The organism is Serratia sp. ID 25-353 (genome assembly GCF_054792795.1).
On the sequence record NZ_CM139236.1, the window covers coordinates 4211271 to 4235434 of the forward strand.

A 24164-nucleotide genomic window follows, 5' to 3' on the forward strand; every position below is an offset into this window, starting at 1 on the left:
TCACGTTCTCGCTGCATACGGTTTTCAGGCATGAGTGAACCCCGGCCCCTGTTTGCTACGGGCCTTATCCCTGCCTGAGTAAAAGAGTCGGTCCTGTCGGTTAGCCGACGTTGGCCTGCGGCGGCGCGCCGAGGAAGCCGGAAATTTTCTCCGCCGCGTCGCGCACTTCCATGCGCAGCCGCTCGCGATCCGCTTTCGGGATCTCATCGGACGGCACCATGATGCTGACGACCGCCTCGACCCGCTGCTCGCGGTTGAAGATCGGGTAGACGATCGAGGAGATGCCGTGGCGGAAGAACGATTCGCCGATCACATAGCCGCGCGCTTTGTCTTGCTGCACCATCTGCCACAGCGTTTCGCGATCCGCCGGGGTGCCCGGCGCATTGCCCGGCAGCTGCGCGTCCGGATAAAGTTGTTCGAACTCGCTGCGGGTGGCGCTGGTCAACAGCATGCGCCCAAGCGAGGTTTGGTGTACCGGCAAGCGGGTGCCGACGCTGACCTGATTGATCTGCGAACCGGCGGCGCTGACGCGGGCAATGTAGATCACGTCGCGCCCGTCGCGGATCGCCAGATGGCTGCTGCACTGGCTGCGATCTCGCAGCTGCTCGATCACCGGCTGACCGGCCTGCGCCACGTCCAGCGACGCGATGTATTCGAAGCCAAGGCGCAGCACCTTGATGCCAAGCGCAAAGGTGTTGGTGCGCGGATTGCGCTCCAGGAAGCCCAGGTGCTCGAGCGTCTGCACCACGCGGTAAGCAGTGGCCTTCGGCATGTTGACCAGACGATGCAACTCGGCGAAGGTCATTTCCTTATGCTGCTCGCCAAACGCCAGCAGCAACTGCAACCCGCGATCCAGTCCCGGGATCAGATATTTACATGCTTGCTCGTCCGCCATGTTTCGCTCCTGCGCTGTGCGCCTGCCCTACGGGCCGTCAATTGAATACGAAGCCGCCGTTGACCGGCAGCAGTTGGCCGGTGACGAAATCCGCCAGCGGCGACAGCAGATAAAGCACCGTACCGTTCACATCGTCCGGGTGCTGCGCCCCGGCCAGCGCGCGCCCCTGCTCGTACAGCTGATGACGCTCGGCGGGGACATACTCGGTAGCCTCCACCCGCGTCAGGCCCGGTGCAATGGCGTTGACGCAGATGCCCTGCGGGCCCAGCTCGCGCGCCATCGATCTCGTCATCGCGATCAGCGCGCCTTTGCTGGCGACATAGGCCATCAGGCGCGGCGCGCCCCACAGCGCGGTGTCCGACGCCACATTGACGATCTTGGCGTGCGGGTTGCGCGCCAGCAGCGGCACCGCCGCCTGGCTCACCAGCCAGGTGCCGCGCACGTTGACCTGCATCACCCGATCCCACAGATCGATATCGTATTCCATCATGGTTTTGCCGCCGACGCCGGTCGCCAGCGCCGCGTTGTTCACCAGGCCGTCGATCCCGCCACCTGCGGCGATCTTCTCGAACGCCGAACGGATCGAATCCGGTGACGCCAGATCGATCGTCTGCGTTTCCACCTGAGCGCCCTGCTCACGCAGCGCGGCGCCGCCCGCCATCAGCTCATCCGCCAGAATGTCGCACATCACCACCTGCGCGCCGGCGGCGGCGATGGCGGCGGCGAAGCTGTAGCCCAGGCCGCGCGCCGCGCCGGTGACAACAATGCGTTTACCGTTCAGCAGGCCGTTCACTGCGCCGCCTCGCGCTCGCGCAACGTCGCCAGCTGTTTCTGCGCTTCTTTCTGCATCATGCGGCGCAGGCGAGAAAGACCGACGTCGTGCTGATACAGATATTCGTGGCCGCGGGCGTTAGGCGCCATGTTCTCAAGCACGATGCGATCCTGCTCAAGCACGTCCCAATGCAGCGACTCCAGGCGGTTGCGGTACATGAAGCGCCACATGTCGCGCTGCCAGTCTTTGACCTTACGGATGCGCCAGAAGAATACCCGGCAGTGATCCTTGTCTTCCGGCACCACCATGCCGATGATCCAGAAGTGACCACCCGGCCCGAAGCGCTTCTTGTACGGGATCGACAGGCGCATCCAATAGGCGCCGCTGCTGCCGAACTCCACCCAGTCGAAGTTGACGCCGATCTGGCCGTTCTTCTTGAAGATAAACCCGCTGTCGGTCGGCTCCAGCCCCATATCCGCCTTGCGATCCCCTTCCGCCATCGAGTGCGAGGAAGAGTGCAGGTAGGTGCCGTGCATCGGATCCATCACGTTTTCCAACGCGTACTGGTAGTTGCAGTCCCAGCTGGCGGTACACAGGAAGTTGCTGTAAGCGGCTTCGTCCGCCAGCTCTTGCGGGAAAGTCAGCTCCGCCGGCGCTTCATCCGCCGTCACGCCGAAATAGAGGAACACCGCGCCATAGGCTTCTTTGGCCGGGTAAGAACGCAGGCATTTTTGGCCCACCAGCGGGCAGCGATCCACCGCCGGCACGTCTTTCACCGTCCCGTCGCCGCCAACCTCCACCCCGTGGTACCAGCAGGCGATGCGATCGCCGAGATTCCACCCCATGGAAAGCCGCGCGCCGCGGTGCGGGCAGCGGTCTTCCAGCGCGTGGATCTGGCCTTCACCGTCACGCCACACCACGATTTGCTGTTCCAGACGGGTGATACCGACCGGGTTGTTGCCTACTTCCCAGCTGGCCAGCACCGGATACCACATGCCGCGTAACCCCTGGTCAAGATAGTCCTGCAAGCTGTGTGCGGAGGATGATGTTGTGTTTACTGTCATTGTCTTCTCCCGGATGCGGCTCAAAAACCGTTAACGTGAAGGAACTCGCGGAACGTCGTCTCATTCCACGGCTGGCCGCTGCGATCGAACAGACGGCGCTCGTTCAACGCGCTGACGATCTGATCCAGCTCTTCCGCCCCCTGCTCGAAGATGGCTTCCAGCGCCGCCACCAGGGCGGTTTCGAAACCGTCCGGCACCCGAGCGCGGGTTTGCCAGATCACGTTGCGAAATTGGCCCGGCTGGTGGATTTGGCCGTTGCCGCCTTCACGGGCCGGCGTCACCTGTTGGGTGTCCGGCAGCCAGGGATTGAAATCGGTGATGTGCTGCATGATTACTCCTCCGGGATAAAGGTGATCTGGATTTGGTTGTCGACCACCCGGGTGGGATAGGTTTGCAGATCGCGGCCGCCCGGCTCGCGCAGGCACTGGCCGGTGCGCACGTCAAACAACGCTTCATGCAACGGGCACTCAACCTTGCCGTCGTCTACAAACCCCTGGCTGAGCAAGGCATAAGCATGCGGGCAAACGTCTTCCAACGCGTAGTAGTTACCGTCGAGCAGGTACACCCCGATCTCTTTTCCTTCCACTTTGCCGGAAAAAGGAAAATCTTCTTTCACCTGAGACACTTCGCACACATTCTTCCAGCTCATTGCTTTTGTCCTCTATCTGATTGTTTCATATATGAAACTCAGTTTCTTATTTAATACAGTCACTATAAGTATGGCGAAACTTTCGTCAAGCGAGCGGAACGGCAAATGTTAATGAAAAGTTGTTTAAAAATGACAAATGCGGGAAGGATCACGAAATCATGCACCGATATGAAAAACCTATGTCAGTTGTGCGCTCTATCACTAATTTATGGCAAAAAATGCGTTGATTCCGACGATGCATTGCGCGTAAAAGTGTTTTCTAACTGTCTTTCACACCCTATTTGATAACAATAAATTTACATCAATCGACCTTATCCCCCGCGTTTGTGCTAAATGGCATCCTCGGGTGAGTTTACTGCTGCCTGAATTCGTCAACCGCTCGCACTGAGGAATGCACCGTGCAACAACGTCAACGCTGGTTTGGGGTGATCGCCCTGCTGTTTCTGATCGTTATCGCCTATGCGGATCGGGTCAATATCGCCGTGATGTTGGTCAATCCCGACTTCCTGCAACACTTCCAACTCGGCGGCGACCGCGCTCACCAGGGCACGCTGATGACGGTGTTTTTGCTCGGCTACGGCCTGTCCGCCATGTTGCTGACGCCGTTTCTGGAAACGCTGATGGGTTACCGCCGCGCGCTGACGCTGAGCGTGGTGCTGTGGGCGCTGCTCACCGCCGCCTCGCCGCTGGCGGGATCGCTGATGCTACTGTGCGTGGTGCGCGCGCTGCTTGGCGTCAGCGAAGGGCCGCTGTTCTCGCTGAAGACCATGTACATCGGCGATCATTTCTCCGCCGACGAGCGCGGCAAGCCCAACGCGGTCAGCACGCTGGGCGTTTCGTTGGGGCTGGTGCTCGGCTTTCCGCTGGTGAGTTTTCTGATGGCGCACTTCGGCTGGGCGATGTCGTTTCACCTGCTGGCGCTGCTCAACCTGCTGCTGGGGTTGGCGCTGGTGCGGCTGTTCGTTCATCCCCTTGCTCTGTCTTCATCCTCGCGCCCAGCCGATCCGCAACCGGTGCTGAGCCGCGTTTGGCACACCTTTGCGCTGGCCTGGCGCACGCCGATGCTCGGCTGGATCCTGCTGATCGAGATCGCCACGCTCAGCTATCTGTGGGGCTCCAGCGCCTGGCTGCCGGCGTATCTGACCGATGAAAAGGGATTCTCCATCAAGCAGATGGGCTGGATGGCCGCGCTGCCTTTCATCGTCAGCATCGCCTCCAAATACCTCGGCGGCGTGTTGCTCGATCGTATCCGCCCTTATCAGGCGCCGCTCATCTTCGTCTGCGGCGGTTCAGCGACCGCGCTGTGCATCTATGGCGTGATGAACAGCCATCAGCTTGGCTGGATCGCCTTCTTCCTGCTGGCGGCCAATGCCTGTTGGGGCGCGCAGGGCGCAGCGATACCCACTCTGCTGCAACATTATGCGCGGCCGGAGGCGGTCGGCAGCGCCTATGGGCTGATCAACGGCATCGGCAATCTATTCTCGGCGTTTGTGCCAATGGCGATGGGCATGGTGATGGCCAGCCAGGGCAAGGTGTCTTCAGGCTTTGCGGTGCTGATCGCCTCGCAGTTGCTGACGCTGCTGGCGGGCGGCGCACTGTTTGGCCGCATGTTGCTGGCGCGGCAGGTGAAGCGGGCATAAACCCGTTTCCCTGTCCTGTGCGGCGGAAAACCGACAGCGTTGAGAGGGTGCTCATGGATCTGGACGCCAACAATCAGCAGACGGGGGACATCCCCCGTCGCCGGGTTGCCTTACCGTTCGGATTCGTAAGCCAAAATGGCCGCAACCTCCGTGTTGCCCGATCGGATCCGCAGCTCACACAGCGTGCTGCGGGTTATCCATGCCAGTGATATTACCGTGGCACAAATAACCACCAATTTTAACAGGCTCCGTTTGTTCGGCATCATGCCTTCTTCTCCTTGCCTCGCGGCGGGTAAGAGGCTAACTTAACGTTGTCTGGCGTTAGAGTTGGCCTCGGGTTGATGGATATCGACTCGGGGCTTTTCTCTTTGTACCTTTCACGCAGGCTCCAGATACAAAGATCCAGAGCACCCGCGCGCAGTATATTCATCCTCCCCGCACTCCCGGTTCCTTTTCTCTGACTCAGTTTCATTTCTGCGCGGGGTTGCGCAAAGGCGTTGCAACGGAATGAAAGGGACGACGAGAGGCGCCAAATGAGCGGTTCGGGGCAAAAAAAAACGACCCCCATACGATGGGAGCCGCTTTTTCAGCGAGGAGTGGCCTGGTGTCAGGCGTGTTTCTTCGCCGCCTGCAGGTACAGCATCTCCAGGCCCAGGGTCGCCGCGGCCAGCGCGGTGATCTCGGACTGGTCATAGGCCGGCGCCACTTCCACCACGTCCATGCCGACGATGTTCAGCGACTGCATGCCGCGCACCAGTTTCAGCGCGCGATCGGAGGTCAGGCCGCCGATCACCGGCGTGCCGGTGCCCGGTGCGAACGCCGGATCCAGGCAGTCGATGTCGAAGGTCAGATACACCGGCATATCGCCGACGATGCCTTTGATCTGGGTCAGCAGGTCATCCACGCTGCGATCGTTCACCTGCGCGGCGTCCAGCACGGTAAAGCCGTTGTCATGATCGAACTCGGTGCGAATACCGATCTGCACCGAGTGGTGCGGATCGATCAGGCCTTCGTTCGGGGCATGATAGAACATGGTGCCATGGTCGTACTTGCTGCCGTTGGCGTAGGTATCGGTATGGGCGTCGAAGTGCACCAGCGCCAGCTTGCCGAAATGCTTGGCGTGCGCGCGCAGCAGCGGCAGAGTCACGAAGTGGTCGCCGCCGAACGAGAGCATGCGCTTACCGGCCTTCAGCAGTTTCTCCGCGTGCGCCTGCAGCTTGTCGCTCATGTCCTGCGCATCGCCGAAATTGAACACGATGTCGCCGCAGTCAACCACGTTCAGGCGATCGCGCAGATCGAAGCTCCACGGCCAACGGTTGCCTTCCCAGGCCAGGTTGGTGGACACCTGACGGATGGCCGCCGGGCCATGACGGCCGCCGGCGCGACCGGAGGTCGCCATGTCAAACGGAATGCCGGTGATGACCCACTCTGCATCGCTGTCGTAAGGCATGAAGTTCAGCGGAAAGCGCAGGAAACCAAAGGCGTTGGACACTAATGAATTATCGGACTGATGGCCTAAGGTGCTCATAGTAAACCCTCGTAGTTCAACAAGTTGCCGGGCGCAGACGCCGGGCCGTTACAAAAAAAAATCCCTCCCGCGTCGTTAGCCCGACGAGAAAGGGATTGATACCCTGGATAATTGGAGTTGCATCAAGACGGCCAGGGCGGGAATCCCCAGGAGCTTACTCAAGTAAGTAACTGGGGTGAACGCACGCAGCCAACACAGAGGCTACTTCAAGTATGACGGGTAATTCGATGTTTGTTTCGGTGCTACCGATACGGCAGATTATGGCCGCATTTTGTTCATGCTTCAAGGGGGCCGACATTGCCCCCCTGAAGAGGGCGGTTACTCGTCTTCCAGATACGTATAACCGTACAGGCCGGCCTCAAACTCTTCCAGGAACTGCGCCTGCAGCTCGCTGTCCAGATCGGTTTCTTTGACCTGATCGCGGAACTTGGCCAGCAGCGCGCTCGGATCGAGCTGCACGTACTCCAGCATATCCGCCACGGTGTCGCCCTCGTCGGACAGCTCGGTCTCGACGCTGCCGTCCGGGAACACGTACACGTCAACCGAGGCGGTGTCGCCGAACAGGTTGTGCATGTTGCCGAGGATCTCTTGGTACGCACCGACCATGAAGAAGCCCAGCGCCGGCGGGTTCTCCGGATCGTACGGCGGCATCGGCATAGTGGTCGCCACGCCGTCGCCGTCGACATAGTGGTCGATAGTGCCATCGGAGTCACAGGTAATGTCCAGCAACACAGCACGGCCTTCCGGCGGTTTATCCAGCCCTTCCAGCGGCAGCACCGGGAACAGCTGATCGATACCCCAGGCATCCGGCATCGACTGGAACAGCGAGAAGTTGACGTAGAACTTGTCCGCCATGCGTTCTTGCAGTTCGTCGATGATTGGACGGTGCGCACGGTTGCTCGGATCGAGCTGCTGCTGGATCTTGTTGCAGATGTTCAGATACAGCTGCTCGGCCCAGGCGCGCTTGGTCAGATCCAGCATGCCGTGCGCGTATTGGGTATGCACGTCGTGCAAATCCATCTGGCTGTCGTGCAGCCATTCGCGCAGCGAGCGGCGGTTTTCCGGCTCGTTCATTTCCAGCCAGGTTTCCCACATGCTTTCCAGCGCGCGCGGCGCGTCGGCTTCCGGCGGCAGCGGTTCGCTGAACTCGTTGCGCTCGACGCCGATCACGTTGGAGACCAGCACCGTGTGGTGCGCGGTCACGGCACGGCCGGACTCGGTGATCACCGTCGGGTGCGGCAGGCCGTGTTCGTTACAGGCGTCGCCGATGCCCCAAATCACGTTGTTGGCATATTCGTTCAGGCCATAGTTCACCGAGCAGTCGGACTGCGAGCGGGTGCCTTCGTAGTCGACGCCCAATCCGCCGCCCACGTCGAAGCACTGAATGTTGACGCCCAGCTTGTGCAGTTCAACGTAGAAGCGCGCCGATTCGCGCACGCCGGTGGCGATATCGCGAATGTTGGCCAACTGCGAGCCCAGGTGGAAGTGCAGCAGCTGCAGGCTGTCGAGGCGGCCCGCTTCGCGCAGGGTTTCCACCAGCTTCAGCACCTGCACCGCCGCCAGGCCGAACTTGGATTTTTCGCCGCCGCTCGACTGCCATTTGCCGGAGCCTTGCGACGCCAGACGCGCACGCACGCCCAGACGCGGTATGACGTTCAGCCGTTCGGCTTCTTCCAGCACCAGGTTGATCTCGGACATCTTCTCGATCACCAGGTACACCTTGTGCCCCAGTTTTTCCCCGATCAGCGCCAGGCGAATGTATTCACGATCTTTATAGCCATTACAGACGATCACCGAGCGGGTCATGCCGGCATGCGCCAGCACCGCCATCAGCTCGGCCTTGGAGCCGGCTTCCAGCCCCAGCGGTTCGCCGGAGTTCACCAGCGACTCAATCACGCGGCGATGTTGGTTCACCTTGATCGGATACACCAGGAAATAGCCGCCCTGGTAGCCGAAGGACTCACGCGCGCGTTTGAACGCGGCGTTGATCGAGCGCAGGCGATGCTGAAGGATCTGCGGGAAGCAGAACAGCGCCGGCAGACGTTGGCCGTCTTTCTGGCGCGTTTTCACCAGTTCTGCCAGATCGACGCGCGCCTGCGGGACATCCGGATCCGGGCACACGCTGATATGGCCCAGCTCGTTGACGTCATAGTAATTGTTGCCCCAGTAGGCGACGTTATAAGTACGCAGCATCTTGCTGGCATTACGATCATTCATGGCAACCTCCTGCATGGAGCGCAAAGATAAAGACTCGCCCGCAACCGGCGGACGGTGAATCAACAGATCATCAGACATGGTTCGCCTCACATTCCGCACTGACGAAACCGTCAGCCACTATCGCAGCTACAACCCGCGAGAACAACCCAACAAGCCGCGCCGGCGGCAGCGAAGAGAACTGCCGTTCGCGGTCAGCGATCGGTTTATCACTCATATAATTGTAAGACACCCTGTTCAAACCTCGTGAATCGGGCCAAGAAACATCCCACAGGAAGGCTGCAGGCTACCCTTGTTCAGTTCTTCAGACGACCGTTAGCCGGCCCGAGAATCCTGAGTAGCGGCCAAGTGTTTATCGCACCTGGTAAGTGACAGAGAGACAAGACGGGAAATAGCAGAAGAATGTGCGCCAGAACGGCACTGCTGTTGGGAACCCACAACCGGTAGACAACGGATCATTAATCCAACCACCTCCACGCACGCCGTTCGGAGTGAACGACCCAGCCTCTAAAATAGTGTAAGAACGTGACCGTTCGATGAAGCGGCGGCGCCACGGCGAACGCCCGCGACGGATAATAGCGCAACGCCGGCGAATGCAAAGCGGAAGTTTATCGCACCTTCCCCCACGCCAGACCGCCGTACTGTGCAGCAAATGAACCGCGCGCGCAGTTTATACCGGTAAGCAGGTGAAAAAGCAAAATGAAAATTCGCCGAAAACTGTTTCAAGCGATGAAAATGGCGCCAACCCGTTTGCGCAAAAGAGCGAAAGCGCAAAAAATTACTGGCAATCTGGCTAAACCCTGACCTAAAATAGACGTCCAGATGTTAATCCATCTATACTGGTTAACTGATAAACTGCTTAACGGCTTTGCCTGAGGGGCGTTGCAGGATGCATCTCGCGCCATCAGCGGAAGACCCTTCGCTTCGATGCCGGATCTCCAGCGCTGTGCAGTAATTTCTAACCCGTCTTATGCAAGGTACAGAACACAATGGCTAAACACCTCTTCACGTCCGAATCCGTCTCCGAAGGACATCCCGATAAAATCGCCGATCAGATCTCCGATGCCGTCCTCGACGCCATCCTGGAACAGGATCCGAAAGCGCGCGTCGCCTGCGAAACCTACGTGAAAACCGGCATGGTGCTGGTCGGCGGTGAAATCACCACCAGCGCCTGGGTCGATATCGAAGAGATCACCCGCAAAACCGTACGCGAGATCGGCTACGTTCATTCGGACATGGGCTTTGACGCCAACTCCTGCGCAGTATTGAGCGCCATCGGCAAACAATCCCCGGACATCAATCAGGGCGTTGACCGTACCGATCCTCTCGAGCAGGGCGCCGGCGATCAGGGCTTGATGTTTGGCTACGCCACCAACGAAACCGACGTGCTGATGCCGGCCCCGGTGACCTACGCGCACCGTCTGGTGCAGCGCCAGTCCGAAGTGCGTAAAAACGGCACCCTGCCGTGGCTGCGTCCGGACGCGAAGAGCCAGGTGACCTTCCAGTACGACGACGGCAAAATCGTCGGCATCGACGCCGTGGTGCTGTCCACCCAGCATTCCGAAGATATCTCGCTGAAAGATCTGCAAGAAGCGGTGATGGAAGAGATCATCAAACCGGTCCTGCCGGCGGAATGGCTGACGGCAGGCACCAAATACCACATCAACCCGACCGGCCGTTTCGTCATCGGCGGCCCGATGGGCGACTGCGGCCTGACCGGCCGTAAGATCATCGTCGACACCTACGGCGGCATGGCGCGCCACGGCGGCGGCGCCTTCTCCGGTAAGGATCCGTCCAAGGTTGACCGTTCCGCGGCTTACGCGGCGCGCTACGTGGCGAAAAACATCGTCGCCGCCGGCCTGGCCGATCGCTGCGAGATCCAGGTGTCTTACGCTATCGGCGTAGCGGAACCGACTTCCATCATGGTGGAAACCTTCGGTACCGAGAAAGTGCCAACCGAACAGCTGACGCTGCTGGTGCGCGAATTCTTCGATCTGCGCCCATACGGCCTGATCCAGATGATGGATCTGCTGCAGCCGATCTACCGCGAAACCGCTGCCTACGGCCACTTCGGCCGCGAGCACTTCCCGTGGGAAGCGACCGACAAAGCCGCGCTGCTGCGCGATGCCGCCGGCCTGAAATAAGCCCCGACATCAACATGAAAACGGCGAGCCTGGGCTCGCCGTTTTTTTTTGAGCGGATGGGTGCTCCTGGATCAACGCATCGACTGCCGGCAAGCGGAGGCAAAGTCCCCGCCGCCGGGTTGCCTTACCGTTCGGATTCGTAAGCCAAAATGGCCGCAACCTCCGTAGTGCCCGCTCGGATCCGCAGCTCACACAGCGTGCTGCGGGTTATCCATGCCAGTGATATTACAGTGACACAAATAATCACCAGTTTTAACGGGCTGCGTTTGTTCGGCATCATGCCTTCTTCTCCTTGCCTCGCGGCGGGTAAGAGGCTAACTTAACGTTGTCGTGCGTTAGAGTAGGCCTCGGGTTGATGAATATCGACTCGGGGCTTTTCTCTTTGTATCTTTCGCAGAAGCTCCAGAGACAAAGATCCAGAGCACCCGCCCGCAGTATATTCATCTCACCGCCACGCCTCGTGTTCCTTTTCGCACGCAATATCGTTTTTGCTCACCCGTTCGCAGCCCCTTGCAACACCCTGAAAAATAAAAAAAGGCCCAGCGACGCTGAGCCTTTGATGACAGAAAAAGCACGGCCGAGACGCCGCTTACGACGTCTGCTTACGCAACAGATAAACGAAGTACGGCGCACCGATAAAGGTCGCCAATAACCCGGCGGGGATCTGATACGGGAACAGCAGCATCCGCCCGCACCAGTCGGCAAACACCATCAGCAAGCCGCCCAGCAGCGCGGCGATCACCATCTGCGGCAGCGCACGGCGGAAGCCCAACATGCGCGCCATGTGCGGCGCCATCAGCCCAACAAAGCTCAGCGGCCCTACGGTCAGGGTCGCCATCGCGGTCAGGGTGGCAGCCAGCAACAGAATGGCCAACCGCGCCGGCGTCAGCGCAATGCCCACCGAGCGGGCGGTGGCGCCGCCGAGCGGCAGGATGGTCAACCAACGGCGGCACAGCGGCGCCAATACCATCAATCCGGCGGCCACCAGCGCAGTGCGCAGCGCCTGCGCCGGCTCCACCGAATAGGTCGAACCGGAGAGCCAGGTCAGCAAGCCCCCCATACGCGGATCGCCGCTGGCCAACAGCAGGAAGATGACGGTGGTAAAGGCGGTGCTGAGCGCGATACCGGCCAGCAGCATACGTTCGGTCGAGAAACCGCCGCGGCCTGCGGCGATCATGATGATCAGCAACGTCGCGGCCGCCCCCAGGCTGCCGGCGGGCAGCAGCCATACGAAGGCGTCGCCCGGCACCATAAACAGCATCATCACGACGCCAAAAGCGGCACCGGAACTGATGCCCAACACTTCCGGGCTGGCCATTGGGTTGCCGGTCAATTTCTGGATCAGCGTGCCGGCGACCGCCAGCATCATGCCCGCCGCCAGCGCCGACAGCACGCGCGGCCAACGCCACGGCAGCAGAGCGTCCAGTTCTGTGCCCAGGCTCCAGTGCCAGCCGCCGGCATTTTTGCCCAGCATCAGCGCCAGCGTCAGGCCGATCAGCAGTACGAGGCCGCCCACCAGGATCCAGGTAGGCAGATTCCCACGTTCGGCAGGCACCTTGTCGCCGAGGTTCATCGGCGGCGGCGTAGCGGCGCTGCGCAGGCGCGGCAGTAGCCACAGCAGCAACGGCGCGCCGAACAGTGCGGTGGCCGCACCGGTCGGGATCTCGCGCCACACCTGCGTTACCCCGAGCATCACCTGATCGGTCAACCACAGCAACAGCGCCCCCAGCAACGGCGCCAGCATCATTCGGTGCGCCAGGCGGCGCGCGCCCAGCATCTTCGCCATCAGCGGCGCAAACAGGCCGATAAAGCCGATAACGCCCACCGCGCTCACCAGCATGGCGCTGAAGATAATGGCCACCCCCAAGGCGCAGAAGCGTGCCATCGACAGCCCCAGCCCCAGGTTGCGCGCTACGCCGTCGTCCAGCCCCAGCAGCGTCAGCGGGCGCAGCAACAGCGCCGCCAGCGCACCGGCCACCAGCAAGCGCGGCAGAATGAACTGCGCGGCGCTCCAGTCCTGTTGGTTCAACGCACCTGTGCCCCACAGGAACATGCCCTGCAGCTGATCGTAATGAAACAGCGCCAACAGGCTGTTGACCGCGCCGCAGTACAACCCCAGCACCAGCCCGGCCAGAATCAGCGTGACCGGCGACATCCGCTTGCCCCAGGCGACGCCGAACACCAGCCCGCCCACCACAATCGCACCCACCATAGCGGCCAGCTGGCGGGTGAATTCGCCCCCCGGCAGCACCCACAGCGTGGCGATGGTCAGGCCAAGCTGCGCGCCGGCGGCAACGCCGAGCGTCGACGGCTCCGCCAACGGATTGCGCAACACCTGCTGGAACAGGACGCCGACCAGCCCCAGACCGGCGCCGGCCAACAGCGACACCGTCAACCGCGGCAGCAGGCTGTAATGGAACAGCATTTGCCGCACGTCGTCGATGTCCGGCGCGCTGAGCGCCCGCGCCCAGTGCGCCGGCGGCAGCTGCTGCGCCAGGTTGTATATCGTCAGGCCACCTGCCGCCGCCAGCAACAGCAGGATCAGCGTCAGCGGTAATCTCCGGATGCCCGAATTCATGCCCCACTCTCCTGGGCCTGCGCCAACAGGCGGCAAAACCGCATCGTCGACAGCGTGGCGCCGTAGAACCACACCGCCGGCACCTGCCGCAGCTGGTTTTGCCGCACGAAGGGCAACGACTGCCATAACGGCGTCGCACTGACCTTATCCATCATCGCCTGATTGCCGTGATCGAGGTAGATGACCCGGGCGTTACGCACCGTGGCCAACCGTTCAATACCCACCACCGCCGTGCCCCAAAAGTCGGTTTGCTCCTGCCAGGCATTGCGAATGCCCAGTTGGTCCATCGCTTCCTGGAACAGGCTTTTCTGGCCGATGATCAACGCATGGCGCGTGTCGATCAGTGAAAACAACAGCAGCGGTTGCCGGGTGTAGCTTTGCAGGCGCTGACGCGCATCCTGCATAAAGCGGTCAAACTGCGCCAGGTGGTTTACCGCCCGGCTTTCGATGCCCAACCGCTGGCCCAGCGCCATCAGCGACTGGCGGGCGACGGTTAGCGGTTTGCCGCTGCCGTCGTTGAAGCCAAAGCTCATGGTTGGCGCGATGGGTTGGATTTTTCGCGGCGTCGGGCCATAGCCTTGCGACAGCAACACCAGCGAAGGCTGGAGCTGCTGCAGCAGTTCGAGGTTAGGTTCGGTGCGCTGACCAACGTCGACCACCGTCGCCGGCAGCTTCGGCTCCGCCACCCACAGGTTGTAGTTATGCACATCGGCCACCGCCAGCGGCGTCACGCCCAATGCCAACAGCAGCTCGATCGGCAGCCATTCCAGCGCCGCAACGCGCGCGATATCCGGCGGCGCATCCGCCGCTCGGCCGGGCAACGAGCCCAACAGCGGCGACAGCGCCAGCGCCATCAACAAACGGCGGCGCAGCGGATCGTGAGAAGAAGTGAATGCAGAAGACATCAGTAGACAAAACTCACCGGCGCGCCACCGCTCGGGTGTGGCAACGTGCCCATAGGAATACCGTAAATTTGCTCCAGCACCGGCCCCTGCATCAGTTCCAGCGGGCCGCCCTGGGCGATCATTTCCCCGCCGCGCAGCGCCACCAGATGGTCGCAGTAGCGTGCCGCCATGTTGATGTCGTGCAGCACGGCGATCACCGTGAGATCGCGTTCGCGGCTCAAACGCTGGATGAGCGCCAGCACCTCGACCTGGTGCGCGATGTCCAGCGCCGACGTCGGTTCGTCAAGCAGCAGGCAGCGGCTGTCCTGCGCCACCATCATCGCCAGCCAGGCGCGTTGGCGCTCGCCGCCGGACAGGCTGTCCACCAGGCGGTTGGCGAACGGCTTCAGCCCCACCAGTGAAATGGCCTCTTCGACCAATTGGCGATCGTTGGCACCAAAACGCCCCAGCGCGCCGTGCCACGGATAGCGGCCGACGGCCACCAGCTCGCGCACCGTCATGCCTTCCGCCGCCGGCAACTGCTGCGGCAGGTAAGCCACCTGGCGGGCGAAGGATTTGCTGTCCCACTGCGCCAACGGCTGCTGATTGAGCAAGACCTGACCGCTGCTGGGGGCATGGTGCCGCCCGAGCAGTTTCAACAGGGTGGATTTACCTGAACCGTTATGGCCGATCAGGCCGCAGACGTTGCCCTGGGGAAAACTGAGCGACAGCGGTTGCAACAGCACCCGGCCGGGGACGGCGAAGCTGGCGTTATCCAGCGCGAAGGTCGCGCCGGGATTAAGAAGTTTGTCCTGCATAGATCCTGCTTTGTCCGGGACGACGCAGCGCCGCCCCGGCTATCCGGTTAGAAACGGAAGGTTGCGGTGGCGACCACCTGGCGTTCTGCGCCCCAGTAGCAGGCGTAATCGCGGTAGCAGCTCGACACGTAGGTCTTGTCGAACAGGTTATTGATGTTGACGCCCACGGACGAGCCCGGCAGGCCAAAGCGCGCCAGATCGTATTTAATGGTCGCGTCCACCAGCGTGTAGTCCGGCACCTTGAAGGTGGTGTTATCGCTGTTGAAGCTCGAGCTGGAGCCAACGTAACGCACGCCGGAACCCAGCGTCAGGCCGCTCACCGCCGTTTCGTGGAAGGTGTAATCCGCCCACAGCGACGCCATGTGTTTCGGCACCTCGACGGTCGGTTTGCCCTGATAGGTATTGTCCTTGGTGTACTTCGCATCGGTATAGGTATAGGAGGCGATCAGGTTGACGTTGGCATTCAACGCCGCCTTGGCTTCCAGCTCCACGCCGCGCGAACGGATCTCGCCGCTCTGCACGCTGAACTGCGCGTTATCCGGATCCGGCGTCAGGTTGTTGTTCTTGGTCAACTGATACAGCGCGCCGGTCAGCACGATTGGGCGATCCTTCGGCACGTATTTCACGCCGGCCTCATACTGCTTGCCGATCGAGGGCTTAAAGGTCTGGCCATTGATTGACGTATCTAGGGTCGGTTCAAACGATTCGCTGTAGCTGAAATACGGCGTCACGCCGTTGTCGAACAGGTAATTCAGGCCGCCGCGCCAGGTGAATTGCCCATCGGAGCGTTCGTTGGTGTACCCGAGAACGCGGTTATTGGCCGACGTTTTCGCCCAGTCATAGCGCCCGCCCAGCGTCAACAGCCACTGGTTCCACTCCCCTTGTTCCTGCACATACAGGCCGGTTTGCTCCTGGCGATTCAAGTATTTGTATGGGAAGTTGATATTGACCACATCATTGCCATACTGCGGCTGGGTCATGCTCAGGCCATCTGCGGAACCATAGTCAGAATTGATATCGTTGCGCATACGCGAATAATCTACGCCAAACAACAGCGTATGGTCGATATCGCCGGTTTTCACCTTCGCCTGCGCCTGAGTATCAACCGCAAAATTGTTCAGATGCTCTTTCGACTGAACGTAAGCGCGATTGATCGTCGTCGGTGATGACACGCCGAATCCGTAGATGCTCTTCATATCGGTGTCCACCTGCATATAACGCAGGTTCTGGCGCACCGCCCAGGTATCGTTGAAGGCATGTTCGAAACTGTACCCGATCATCCGCTGCTTGCGCGCCATATAGTTGCTGGCTTCGCCTTCGTTGAAATCGGTCGGCAGTTTGCTACCGTCCGGCAACGGGATCAGCGTGCCCTGCTTCGGCAACCAGCCGTAATAACCGGTATAGGGATCGTTTTGAATGTTGGCCAACAGCGTGAAGTTGGTTTTGTCATCCGGACGCCAGCTAAAGGACGGCGCGATCGCATAGCGCTTCTCTTTGCTCATGGTCTGCTGCGTATCGCTGTCTTTCGCCAGGCCGGTCAGGCGGTAAGAATAGATACCCTGATCGTCCAGCGCGTCGCTGAAATCGAAACCGGTCTGGAACAGATTATCGGTGCCCATTTTGAACTGGATTTCGCGCAGCGGCTCGGTGGTTGGCCGCTTGCTGACCATCGAGACCAAACCGCCCGGATTGCTTTTGCCGTACAGCACCGAGACCGGGCCGCGCAGCAGCTCGGCGCGCTCGAGGAAATAAGGATCGATGGACGCTTCGCTATAGTTGTCGCCCAACAACCGCAGACCATCCAGATACTGGGTGGTGTTGGTGGCCGGGAAGCCGCGGATCGCCACCGCGTCATAGGTCGTGGAACTGCCGCGGCTGGCGAATACGCCCGGCGCATAGGCCAGCGCGCCTTTCACCGTATCCGGCTGCCGCATGTCCATCTCTTCACGCGTTACCACGGAAACGGACTGCGGGTTCTTTTCGATTGGCGTATCGGTCTTGGTACCGGTGGCGCTGCGCTTGGCGACATAGGTGCCGACCGGCCCCCAGGCGCTTTCCTGCTGGGCGGTATTGCTGCCGCCCACAACGGTAATCGTGTCTTCCTTGGCGTCGGCGGAGAAAGCCGGCATCGCCAACGTGCCCAGCGCCGCAGCGACGGTGAGCGCTAACGCGCTGGCAGGGGTACGGCTCAGCTTGGCCGCGGATGATGAAAGACGCTTGGTCGGCATAGTTGATTTCTCTGATGAATTATTAAATGACGAATGTAAACGATAATAATTATTATAAGCGTCGCATTTTATGCAGAAGCCAAATTAAACTGCAAGCCGAATTCATAGGGCAAATAGGTTAAGGATTAGGCGCTTAGCCTTGCACTTAGCAGGGAAATAAAACGAGCAGAAAAATAAAAAAGCCCGCAACCAAGGTTACGGGCTTAATAACAAAGAAAAAATTTTCACCGGGGCCGACGCCCCGGTAGCGATTACTGGCCGAACATATCCTTGATCCAGCCGGCGACGCCATCGCCATCTTTTTGCTCACCCGCCGCCGGTTGCTGCTGTTGCTGCACCGCCGCCTGGCTGGCCTGACACAATCCCTGCGGATTGTCGGTCCAGACCGGGATGGTGCGCCAGCTGCTGCCGCCGCAGATAAAGTTGCCGGCAGAGTCGATGCTCATCTGGTTAATGCCTTCCGGCGGCTGCAGCATCAGCGGCAGCGGCGTCTGGTTTTCCAGATAACGGCGATACAGGGTCAAGGCGCCGTTGGCGCCGGTCAGCTTGGCCGGGCCGTTGTTGTCGCGCCCTACCCAGGCGATCGCCACTTCCTTGCCGTCGATGCCGGCGAACCAGCTGTCGCGCAGATCGTTGGTGGTACCAGTTTTCGCCGCCAGGTTGTAGTTCGGGAACTTCACCGACAGCGAGCGAGAAGTCCCGCGCGCCACGCCCTGCTGCATCGCGTACAGCGTCAGGTAAGCGGCCTGCGCCGGCACCATGCGTTCCGCCTGCGGGAAGCTCTGGTACAGCACCGTGCCGTCTTCGGCGATCACCGAACGCACCGCCGACAGCGGCGCACGGTTGCCGCCACTGGCGATGGTCTGGTACTCCTGCGCGACTTCCATCGGCGTCAGGCCGATCGCCCCCAGCAGCATCGAAGGCACCGGATTGATCTCCGCTTTCGGGATGCCCAGGCGTTGCAGCGTGGCGCTGATCTGATCCAGCCCGACCGACAGGCCGAGGTTCACCGTCGGCACGTTCAGCGAGTTGGCCAACGCATCCACCAGCATCACCTGACCGCGGAATTTGCGATCATAGTTGTTCGGCTGCCAGACGGCGCCGTTCGGCTGTTTCAGCGACAGCGGCGCATCCGCCAGCCAGGTGTTGAGGCGGTATTTATCCGGTTCGGACAGCGCGGTCAGGTACGTCGGCGGTTTGGCCAGCGAGCCGACCAGGCGGCGCGCCTGCATCGCGCGGTTGAAGCCGGCGAACTGCGGGTTGGCGCCGCCGACCATGGCGCGCACTTCACCGCTGAAGCGATCGACGATCACCATCGCCGCCTCCAGATCCTGCAGGTGACGCGCAGCGCGCAGCGCCGGAATGCCGTCTTCGACCGCTTTTTCCGCCGCGTCTTGCGACACCGGATCCAGCGTGGTGAAGATCTTCACGCCGGACAGATCATTCACCTTATCGCCGAGCTTGCTCTGCAGTTCCTGACGCACCATCTGCATAAACGCCGGCTGTGGCGTAATGACGCCGCCTTTCGGCTGCACGCCCAGCGGGCGTGCGCTCAGCATGTCATACAGCTCGCCGTCGATCACGCCCTGGTTCTGCAGCAGTTTGAGCACCAGGTTGCGGCGTTCCAGTGCCAGCTTCGGGTTACGCCACGGGTTGTACAGCGACGCGCCCTTGACCATGCCGACCAGCAGCGCCTGCTGATCGAGGCTCAGCTCGTCCACCGGACGGCCGAAGTAATACAGGCTGGCCAATGGGAAACCGCGGATCTGGTCGCTGCCGCTCTGACCGAGGTACACCTCGTTCAGATACAGCTCCAGAATGCGGTCCTTGCTGTAACGGTAATCCACCAGCAGCGCCATATAGGCTTCGTTGGCCTTACGCCACAGCGAACGCTCGTTGGTCAGGAACAGGTTCTTCACCAGCTGCTGCGTCAGGGTACTGCCGCCTTGCACCGCACGACCGGCGGTCAGGTTGGCCAGCACCGCACGGCCGATGGAGTACGGGCTGATGCCGTCATGCTCATAGAAGTGGCGGTCTTCCGTGGCGATCAACGTATCCACCAACAGATCCGGGAAACCGGAGCGCGGCACGAACAGGCGTTGTTCACCGTTCGGCGACTGCAGCATGGTGATAAGACGCGGATCGAGGCGGAAGAAGCCGAAGCTGCGGCCGCTGTCCAGGTTTTCGATCTTCGCCAGACGGTTGTTCTGGAAATCGAGACGGGCGCGGATCTGCCCTTCTTTACCATCCGGAAAGTCGAACGGGCGGCGCAGCATCTCGATGCTGTTGGCCTGCACGGTGAATTCGCCCGGTCGCGTCATGCGGCTGACCTGGCGATACTGCATGCCTTCCAGCAGGTTGACCATCTCCTTCTTGCTGTACGGCATGCCCGGTTCCAGGTTGACCATGCGGCCGTACACCGCCGCCGGCAACTGCCAGACTTTGCCGTCGATGCGGCTGCGGATCTGCGAATCCAGATAGACGCCATAGATCGCCAACAGCACGGCGAGCACCAGGATCAGTTTGATTATCAGGCCAAGCCAGCGGCGTTTTTTACGCGGCGGAGTCGCTTTTACCTTACGCGGCATGCGTTCCTCCTCCTCTTCATACTCATCATCGTCATACTCGTCTTCTTCGTAATCGTCATAATCGTCGTCTCGGCGACGGCGCGGCGGCTTGCGCGACGCGGTGTTTTTTGGTTGTTTTCCTTTGCGCCCGATGGGCTCGCGGTCATCCCCAGCCATGGCTGTTGTTCTCCGAGCTTGCCGACACTGCCGGCCATGATTAGTCGCTTAATCTGTGCCTACGCCGCAGCGCTGACCAGAAGAAACATCTGAATTCCAAACCTTGAATGATCGCGACCTACTGATATTTCTTCGTTCGGCGCGTCGGTACCGCCGTGGCCGGATCGTCCGGCCAAACGTGTTTCGGATAGCGGCCCTTCATCTCTTTTTGCACCTCGCGGTAGGCGCCTTGCCAGAAGGCCGCCAGATCGCCGGTGATTTGCAACGGCCGGTGCGCTGGTGAGAGTAACTCAAGCACCACCGGGATGCGACCCTCCGCCAACATCGGGCTGCGCTGCTCGCCGAACACCTCCTGCAAACGCACCGCCAGCGCCGGCGGTTTGCCGGCCTCATAACGGATCGGCAGGCGGCTACCGGTCGGCACAGTGTAATGAGTGGGTAGCGCATTATCCAGCCGCTGCTTTTGCTGCCAGTCCAGCAGGCGGGACAGCGCCTCGGCGATGTTGACCTGCTTCAAGCCGCGCAGATCGCGAACGCCGTTCAGCGACGGCAACAGCCACTGCTCCAGCGCCGCCAGCAGCGGCTCTTCATCCATCGCCGGCCATTCCGCCTCCGGCAACCAGGCTTGCGCGCACTGCAGGCGCACCCGCAATTGTTCGGCGGCCCCCTCCCAGTTGAGCACTGCCAGCCCCTGCGCGCGCACCCAGTCGAGCAGCGCCTGCTGCAGCTCTTCGTCCGCCGGTTTGGCCAGCGGTTGGGCGCGCAGCGTCAGACGGCCGATCTGCTGGCGCTTCCAGGCGCGCAACGTGCCCTTCTCTTCATCCCACTCCACCGCAGTGCGCTGCGTGACGATCGCCGGCAGCTGCGCCGCCAGCGCTTCGATGTCCACCGGCAGCGCCAGCAGGATACGCGCATCGGGGCTGTTGTGGCCCTGCAACAGGCTGGGGACGATAAGCCAGGGTGCACGCGACAGCGCCTCGTCCTGGTTCATCGCCGCCCCCATGCCGTTAGCCAGCAGGTAGCGGCCATCCTGCCCACGCCGCTGGGCGATACGATCGGTAAATGCCTGCGCCAACAGGCGCGGCGCCAGATCGACGTCGACTTGCCCCGCTCGTTGCGGCAGGCGTTTGGCCAACTGCACGGCGCGCTGCCGCCAGTTTGGTTGCGGGCGGCTCAGCCAGTAGCCGATATCCATCTGCCCACCGCGCGGCGGTTCTTCCAGCAATGCCGCCAGCAACGCCGCCGTCGCCAGGCCGTCGGCACTCAGCGCCGCGCCGGTGACCAGCATCGCCGCCAACCGCGGCTCGCACCCCAGCGCGGCCATCTGGCGCCCCGGTGCGGTGAGTTTGTCACCGTCATCCGTGGCCCCCAGCCGGTGCAGCAACGCCCTGGCCGCCGCCAATGCGGCGGCAGGAGGCGCATCCAGCCAGGTCAGCTGCGCCGGATCGTGGCATCCCCACTGCAGCAACTCGAGCCAGAAGCCGGTGAGATCGCTCTGTAAAATGTCCGGTTCGGCGTGTTCCGCCGCGCGCTCTGCCTGTTCTTTGGCGAACAGATGCCAGCAAATGCCCGGCTCCAGGCGCCCGGCGCGCCCGGCACGCTGCACCATCGAGGCCTGACTGATGCGCTGCGTCACCAGCCGCGTCAAACCGTTGCGCACGTCGTAGCGCGCCACGCGCTCCAGACCGCTGTCCACCACCAGCCGAATGCCCTCGATCGTCAGGCTGGTTTCGGCGATGTTGGTCGCCAGCACCACCTTGCGGCGGCTAGGTGCCGCCGGCTGAATCGCTTTTTGCTGCTGCGCCAAAGGCAAAGCGCCATACAGCGGGCAAAGATCGGTATCGCTCGCCACCTCGCCGGTCAATCGCTCCAGCACCCGATGGATCTCCGCCACGCCCGGCAGGAACAGCAGCAAAGATCCCGGCTGTTCGGCCAACAGGCGCTTCACCGCCGCCGCTACGCCATCCTCCAGCCGCTGATGGCTGGCCAACGACTGATACAGACGCTCAACCGGGAAGCTGCGCCCCTCGGACACCACCACCGGCGCTTCCGGCAGCAGCTGCGACAGGCGAGCATTGTCCAGGGTGGCCGACATGATCAGCAGTTTCAGATCGTCGCGCAGCCCTTGCTGCACGTCGAGCAGCAGCGCCAGCGCCAGATCGGCCTGCAGGCTGCGTTCGTGGAACTCATCGAGGATCACCAACGACACGCCCTGCAGCTCGGCGTCCTGCTGCAGCATGCGGGTGAGAATGCCTTCCGTCACCACTTCCAGCCGGGTTTGCGGCCCGCTTTTACTTTCGGCGCGCATGCGGTAGCCCACGGTCTGGCCGGGCTCCTCCCCCAGTTGCTGCGCCAGGCGATAGGCGACGTTTTTCGCCGCCAGCCGCCGCGGCTCCAGCATGATAATACGCCCCGGCAACCCGGCCTTAGCCAGGATCTGCAGCGGCAGCCAGGTGGATTTACCGGCGCCGGTCGGGGCGTGCAACAGCACCTGAGGAGCGGACTGCAATGCAGCCAGCAACTCATCAAGCACCGCGCTGACGGGCAATGAAGACACTGAGCTCTCCGTGGTGGTTAACGTTAAACGGCGTACAGTGTAGCATTAGCTTTGTCCCCGTAGCCTTTCAAACTGCGGCGGCGTTAGCTATAGTACGGAGCTCGTCCATGCTTCGCGCGAGACCGCTGCAAGTCGCATTCAAATCTGTTCCTGACGGATTTGTCATTATTTACCGAGCCCCCATGTCCAATTCGCGCCGCCTGTTTTTCGCCCTGTCCTTGCCTGATGCCCTGCAACAGCAGGTGATCCGCTGGCGCGCCGAGGCGTTTGCGCCAGAGGCCGGTCGACCGGTGGCGGCGGCTAATTTGCACCTGACGCTGGCGTTTCTCGGCGAGGTCACCGCGCAGAAAGAACTGGCGCTACGCAAACTGGCTGGCCGCATCGTTCAACCCGGCTTCAGCATGCGGCTCGACGATCTCGGCCATTGGCCGCGCCCCGGCGTGGTCTGGCTTGGCACCCGCCGCGCGCCGCGCGGGCTGCTGCAGCTGGCCGAGCTGCTGCGTTCGCAGGCCGCCCGCAACGGCTGCCATCAAAGCGCGCTGCCGTTCCATCCGCACATCACGCTGCTGCGCGCCGCCACCCAGCCGGTGGCGATCCCGCCGGCGACGCCGGGCTGGGCGTTCAGCGCCGATGCCTTTTCCTTATATGAGTCGGTGTTCGAAAACGGCCGCACCCGCTATCAACACCTCGAACAGTGGCCGCTGGCCAAGCAGGCATCCGCATGATTTTCTCTCCACCGCTGCGTTCCGCCACGCTGATCAAACGTTACAAACGCTTTCTGGCGGACGTGATCACCCCGGAAGGGGAAACCTTTACGCTGCACTGCGCCAATACCGGCGCCATGACCGGCTGCGCCACGCCCGGCGACACCGTTTGGTACTCCACCTCGGACAATCCCAAGCGCAAATACGCCCACAGCTGGGAGTTGACCCATACCCAACAGGGGCACTGGATCTGCGTCAATACCCTGCGCGCCAACGCGCTGGTGCGTGAGGCCATTGAACACAATTTAATCAATGAATTATCCGGTTACAGTAAAATCAGCGGCGAAGTGAAATACGGCGGTGAAAACAGCCGTATCGATTTGTTATTACAGGCAGAAAATCGGGTTAACTGCTATATTGAAGTTAAGTCAGTCACATTACTGCAACAACAACGTGGTTACTTTCCTGATGCGGTAACGCTCAGAGGGCAAAAGCACCTGCGTGAGTTGCTCAGCGTGGTTGAAAGCGGGCAACGGGCGGTGTTGTTCTTTGCCGTGTTACACAGCGGTATTGAGCAGGTCGCACCGGCACATCATATAGATGAGCGCTATGCGGCGCTGTTGGCACAGGTCCGGCAGTTGGGAGTGGAAGTGGTTTGCTACGGGGCAAAATTATCACCTGACGGTATTTATCTCTGCGATAAGCTGCCGTTTTTTATCGATTAGCGCAGTCGGGTCCCTATAAA

At 61.3% G+C, this 24164-nt stretch carries 19 protein-coding genes; 4 read left to right on the top strand and 15 right to left on the bottom strand.

Going from position 1 to position 24164, the window contains the following annotated elements; all coding sequences use genetic code 11:
* Nucleotides 1–100: 100 nt before the first annotated feature.
* Genes ACYF6X_RS20240 through ACYF6X_RS20260 form a run of 5 tightly spaced genes read right to left on the bottom strand, consistent with a single transcriptional unit; the run spans nucleotide 101 to nucleotide 3380 of the window.
* A complete protein-coding gene (locus ACYF6X_RS20240) occupies nucleotides 101–895 on the bottom strand; it encodes an IclR family transcriptional regulator (RefSeq protein WP_063988742.1) in 795 nt (264 codons plus the stop codon).
* A 37-nt stretch (nucleotides 896–932) separates the two neighbouring features.
* Nucleotides 933–1688 carry an SDR family oxidoreductase gene (locus ACYF6X_RS20245; protein WP_063988741.1) on the bottom strand — a complete coding sequence of 252 codons (756 nt, stop codon included), beginning with the start codon at nucleotides 1686–1688 and terminating at the stop codon, nucleotides 933–935.
* Nucleotides 1685–2731 carry an aromatic ring-hydroxylating oxygenase subunit alpha gene (locus tag ACYF6X_RS20250; RefSeq protein WP_063988740.1) on the bottom strand — a complete coding sequence of 349 codons (1047 nt, stop codon included), beginning with the start codon at nucleotides 2729–2731 and terminating at the stop codon, nucleotides 1685–1687. The genes ACYF6X_RS20245 and ACYF6X_RS20250 overlap by 4 nt, the downstream gene beginning before the upstream one ends.
* Before the next feature lie 20 nt (nucleotides 2732–2751).
* The gene (locus ACYF6X_RS20255; RefSeq protein WP_063988739.1) at nucleotides 2752–3060 is read right to left on the bottom strand and encodes a recombinase-like helix-turn-helix domain-containing protein; all 309 of its coding nucleotides are present in this window, start codon (nucleotides 3058–3060) and stop codon (nucleotides 2752–2754) included.
* Nucleotides 3061–3062: 2 nt separating this feature from the next.
* Complete coding sequence (locus ACYF6X_RS20260) at nucleotides 3063–3380, bottom strand: non-heme iron oxygenase ferredoxin subunit (protein ID WP_063988738.1); 318 nt, start codon at nucleotides 3378–3380, stop codon at nucleotides 3063–3065.
* A gap of 398 nt (nucleotides 3381–3778) precedes the next feature.
* On the opposite strand from ACYF6X_RS20260, the gene ACYF6X_RS20265 reads away from it, so the two are divergent.
* Nucleotides 3779–5020, top strand: a complete 1242-nt coding sequence (locus ACYF6X_RS20265; RefSeq protein WP_107227013.1) for an MFS transporter — start codon at nucleotides 3779–3781, stop codon at nucleotides 5018–5020.
* 110 nt (nucleotides 5021–5130) lie between these two features.
* Here the strand turns inward: ACYF6X_RS20265 and ACYF6X_RS20270 are convergent, their stop codons facing one another.
* From ACYF6X_RS20270 to speA, 3 genes are all read right to left on the bottom strand, one after another.
* Nucleotides 5131–5283, bottom strand: coding sequence for a Hok/Gef family protein (locus ACYF6X_RS20270; protein ID WP_033638576.1), 153 nt, complete (start codon nucleotides 5281–5283; stop codon nucleotides 5131–5133).
* A 344-nt stretch (nucleotides 5284–5627) separates the two neighbouring features.
* The gene (gene speB, locus ACYF6X_RS20275) at nucleotides 5628–6548 is read right to left on the bottom strand and encodes an agmatinase (protein ID WP_130017598.1); all 921 of its coding nucleotides are present in this window, start codon (nucleotides 6546–6548) and stop codon (nucleotides 5628–5630) included.
* 318 nt (nucleotides 6549–6866) lie between these two features.
* Nucleotides 6867–8843 carry a biosynthetic arginine decarboxylase gene (gene speA / locus ACYF6X_RS20280; RefSeq protein ID WP_130017599.1) on the bottom strand — a complete coding sequence of 659 codons (1977 nt, stop codon included), beginning with the start codon at nucleotides 8841–8843 and terminating at the stop codon, nucleotides 6867–6869.
* A gap of 908 nt (nucleotides 8844–9751) precedes the next feature.
* On the opposite strand from speA, the gene metK reads away from it, so the two are divergent.
* The gene (gene metK / locus ACYF6X_RS20285) at nucleotides 9752–10906 is read left to right on the top strand and encodes a methionine adenosyltransferase (protein ID WP_016926681.1); all 1155 of its coding nucleotides are present in this window, start codon (nucleotides 9752–9754) and stop codon (nucleotides 10904–10906) included.
* Between the two features lie 124 nt (nucleotides 10907–11030).
* On the opposite strand, the gene ACYF6X_RS20290 is transcribed toward metK, so the two are convergent.
* The 7 genes from ACYF6X_RS20290 to hrpB all read right to left on the bottom strand — a co-directional run bounded on the left by ACYF6X_RS20290 (nucleotide 11031) and on the right by hrpB (nucleotide 22715).
* Nucleotides 11031–11183, bottom strand: coding sequence for a Hok/Gef family protein (locus tag ACYF6X_RS20290; RefSeq protein ID WP_039567912.1), 153 nt, complete (start codon nucleotides 11181–11183; stop codon nucleotides 11031–11033).
* A 312-nt stretch (nucleotides 11184–11495) separates the two neighbouring features.
* On the bottom strand, nucleotides 11496–13484 hold the full coding sequence (fhuB, locus tag ACYF6X_RS20295; RefSeq protein WP_063988736.1) for a Fe(3+)-hydroxamate ABC transporter permease FhuB: 1989 nt from the start codon (nucleotides 13482–13484) through the stop codon (nucleotides 11496–11498).
* The gene (gene fhuD / locus ACYF6X_RS20300; RefSeq protein ID WP_063988735.1) at nucleotides 13481–14389 is read right to left on the bottom strand and encodes a Fe(3+)-hydroxamate ABC transporter substrate-binding protein FhuD; all 909 of its coding nucleotides are present in this window, start codon (nucleotides 14387–14389) and stop codon (nucleotides 13481–13483) included. The genes fhuB and fhuD overlap by 4 nt, the downstream gene beginning before the upstream one ends.
* Nucleotides 14389–15186, bottom strand: a complete 798-nt coding sequence (gene fhuC / locus ACYF6X_RS20305) for a Fe3+-hydroxamate ABC transporter ATP-binding protein FhuC (RefSeq protein ID WP_107227016.1) — start codon at nucleotides 15184–15186, stop codon at nucleotides 14389–14391. Before fhuC ends, fhuD begins: the two co-directional genes overlap by 1 nt.
* A gap of 47 nt (nucleotides 15187–15233) precedes the next feature.
* On the bottom strand, nucleotides 15234–17414 hold the full coding sequence (fhuA, locus tag ACYF6X_RS20310; protein ID WP_130017600.1) for a ferrichrome porin FhuA: 2181 nt from the start codon (nucleotides 17412–17414) through the stop codon (nucleotides 15234–15236).
* Between the two features lie 251 nt (nucleotides 17415–17665).
* Nucleotides 17666–20158, bottom strand: coding sequence for a bifunctional glycosyl transferase/transpeptidase (mrcB, locus tag ACYF6X_RS20315; RefSeq protein ID WP_063988732.1), 2493 nt, complete (start codon nucleotides 20156–20158; stop codon nucleotides 17666–17668).
* Nucleotides 20159–20276: 118 nt separating this feature from the next.
* Nucleotides 20277–22715 carry an ATP-dependent helicase HrpB gene (gene hrpB / locus ACYF6X_RS20320; RefSeq protein ID WP_197816968.1) on the bottom strand — a complete coding sequence of 813 codons (2439 nt, stop codon included), beginning with the start codon at nucleotides 22713–22715 and terminating at the stop codon, nucleotides 20277–20279.
* A 182-nt stretch (nucleotides 22716–22897) separates the two neighbouring features.
* On the opposite strand from hrpB, the gene thpR reads away from it, so the two are divergent.
* Together thpR and sfsA are read left to right on the top strand one after the other, a co-directional pair.
* Nucleotides 22898–23440, top strand: a complete 543-nt coding sequence (gene thpR / locus ACYF6X_RS20325; RefSeq protein ID WP_060422688.1) for an RNA 2',3'-cyclic phosphodiesterase — start codon at nucleotides 22898–22900, stop codon at nucleotides 23438–23440.
* Entirely contained in the window at nucleotides 23437–24144 is a 708-nt protein-coding gene (gene sfsA, locus ACYF6X_RS20330) for a DNA/RNA nuclease SfsA (protein WP_004937572.1), read from the top strand. Before thpR ends, sfsA begins: the two co-directional genes overlap by 4 nt.
* Nucleotides 24145–24164 lie beyond the last annotated feature (20 nt).

Bases quoted from the DNA above. Each gene is read 5' to 3' on its own strand.
- ACYF6X_RS20240 (WP_063988742.1), bottom strand. From the start codon at position 895: ATGGCGGACGAGCAAGCATGTAAATATCTGATCCCGGGACTGGATCGC.
- ACYF6X_RS20250 (WP_063988740.1), bottom strand. From the start codon at position 2,731: ATGACAGTAAACACAACATCATCCTCCGCACACAGCTTGCAGGACTAT.
- ACYF6X_RS20255 (WP_063988739.1), bottom strand. From the start codon at position 3,060: ATGCAGCACATCACCGATTTCAATCCCTGGCTGCCGGACACCCAACAG.
- ACYF6X_RS20260 (WP_063988738.1), bottom strand. From the start codon at position 3,380: ATGAGCTGGAAGAATGTGTGCGAAGTGTCTCAGGTGAAAGAAGATTTT.
- ACYF6X_RS20270 (WP_033638576.1), bottom strand. From the start codon at position 5,283: ATGCCGAACAAACGGAGCCTGTTAAAATTGGTGGTTATTTGTGCCACG.
- speB (WP_130017598.1), bottom strand. From the start codon at position 6,548: ATGAGCACCTTAGGCCATCAGTCCGATAATTCATTAGTGTCCAACGCC.
- speA (WP_130017599.1), bottom strand. From the start codon at position 8,843: ATGTCTGATGATCTGTTGATTCACCGTCCGCCGGTTGCGGGCGAGTCT.
- metK (WP_016926681.1), top strand. From the start codon at position 9,752: ATGGCTAAACACCTCTTCACGTCCGAATCCGTCTCCGAAGGACATCCC.
- ACYF6X_RS20290 (WP_039567912.1), bottom strand. From the start codon at position 11,183: ATGCCGAACAAACGCAGCCCGTTAAAACTGGTGATTATTTGTGTCACT.
- fhuB (WP_063988736.1), bottom strand. From the start codon at position 13,484: ATGAATTCGGGCATCCGGAGATTACCGCTGACGCTGATCCTGCTGTTG.
- fhuD (WP_063988735.1), bottom strand. From the start codon at position 14,389: ATGTCTTCTGCATTCACTTCTTCTCACGATCCGCTGCGCCGCCGTTTG.
- fhuC (WP_107227016.1), bottom strand. From the start codon at position 15,186: ATGCAGGACAAACTTCTTAATCCCGGCGCGACCTTCGCGCTGGATAAC.
- fhuA (WP_130017600.1), bottom strand. From the start codon at position 17,414: ATGCCGACCAAGCGTCTTTCATCATCCGCGGCCAAGCTGAGCCGTACC.
- mrcB (WP_063988732.1), bottom strand. From the start codon at position 20,158: ATGGCTGGGGATGACCGCGAGCCCATCGGGCGCAAAGGAAAACAACCA.
- thpR (WP_060422688.1), top strand. From the start codon at position 22,898: ATGTCCAATTCGCGCCGCCTGTTTTTCGCCCTGTCCTTGCCTGATGCC.
- sfsA (WP_004937572.1), top strand. From the start codon at position 23,437: ATGATTTTCTCTCCACCGCTGCGTTCCGCCACGCTGATCAAACGTTAC.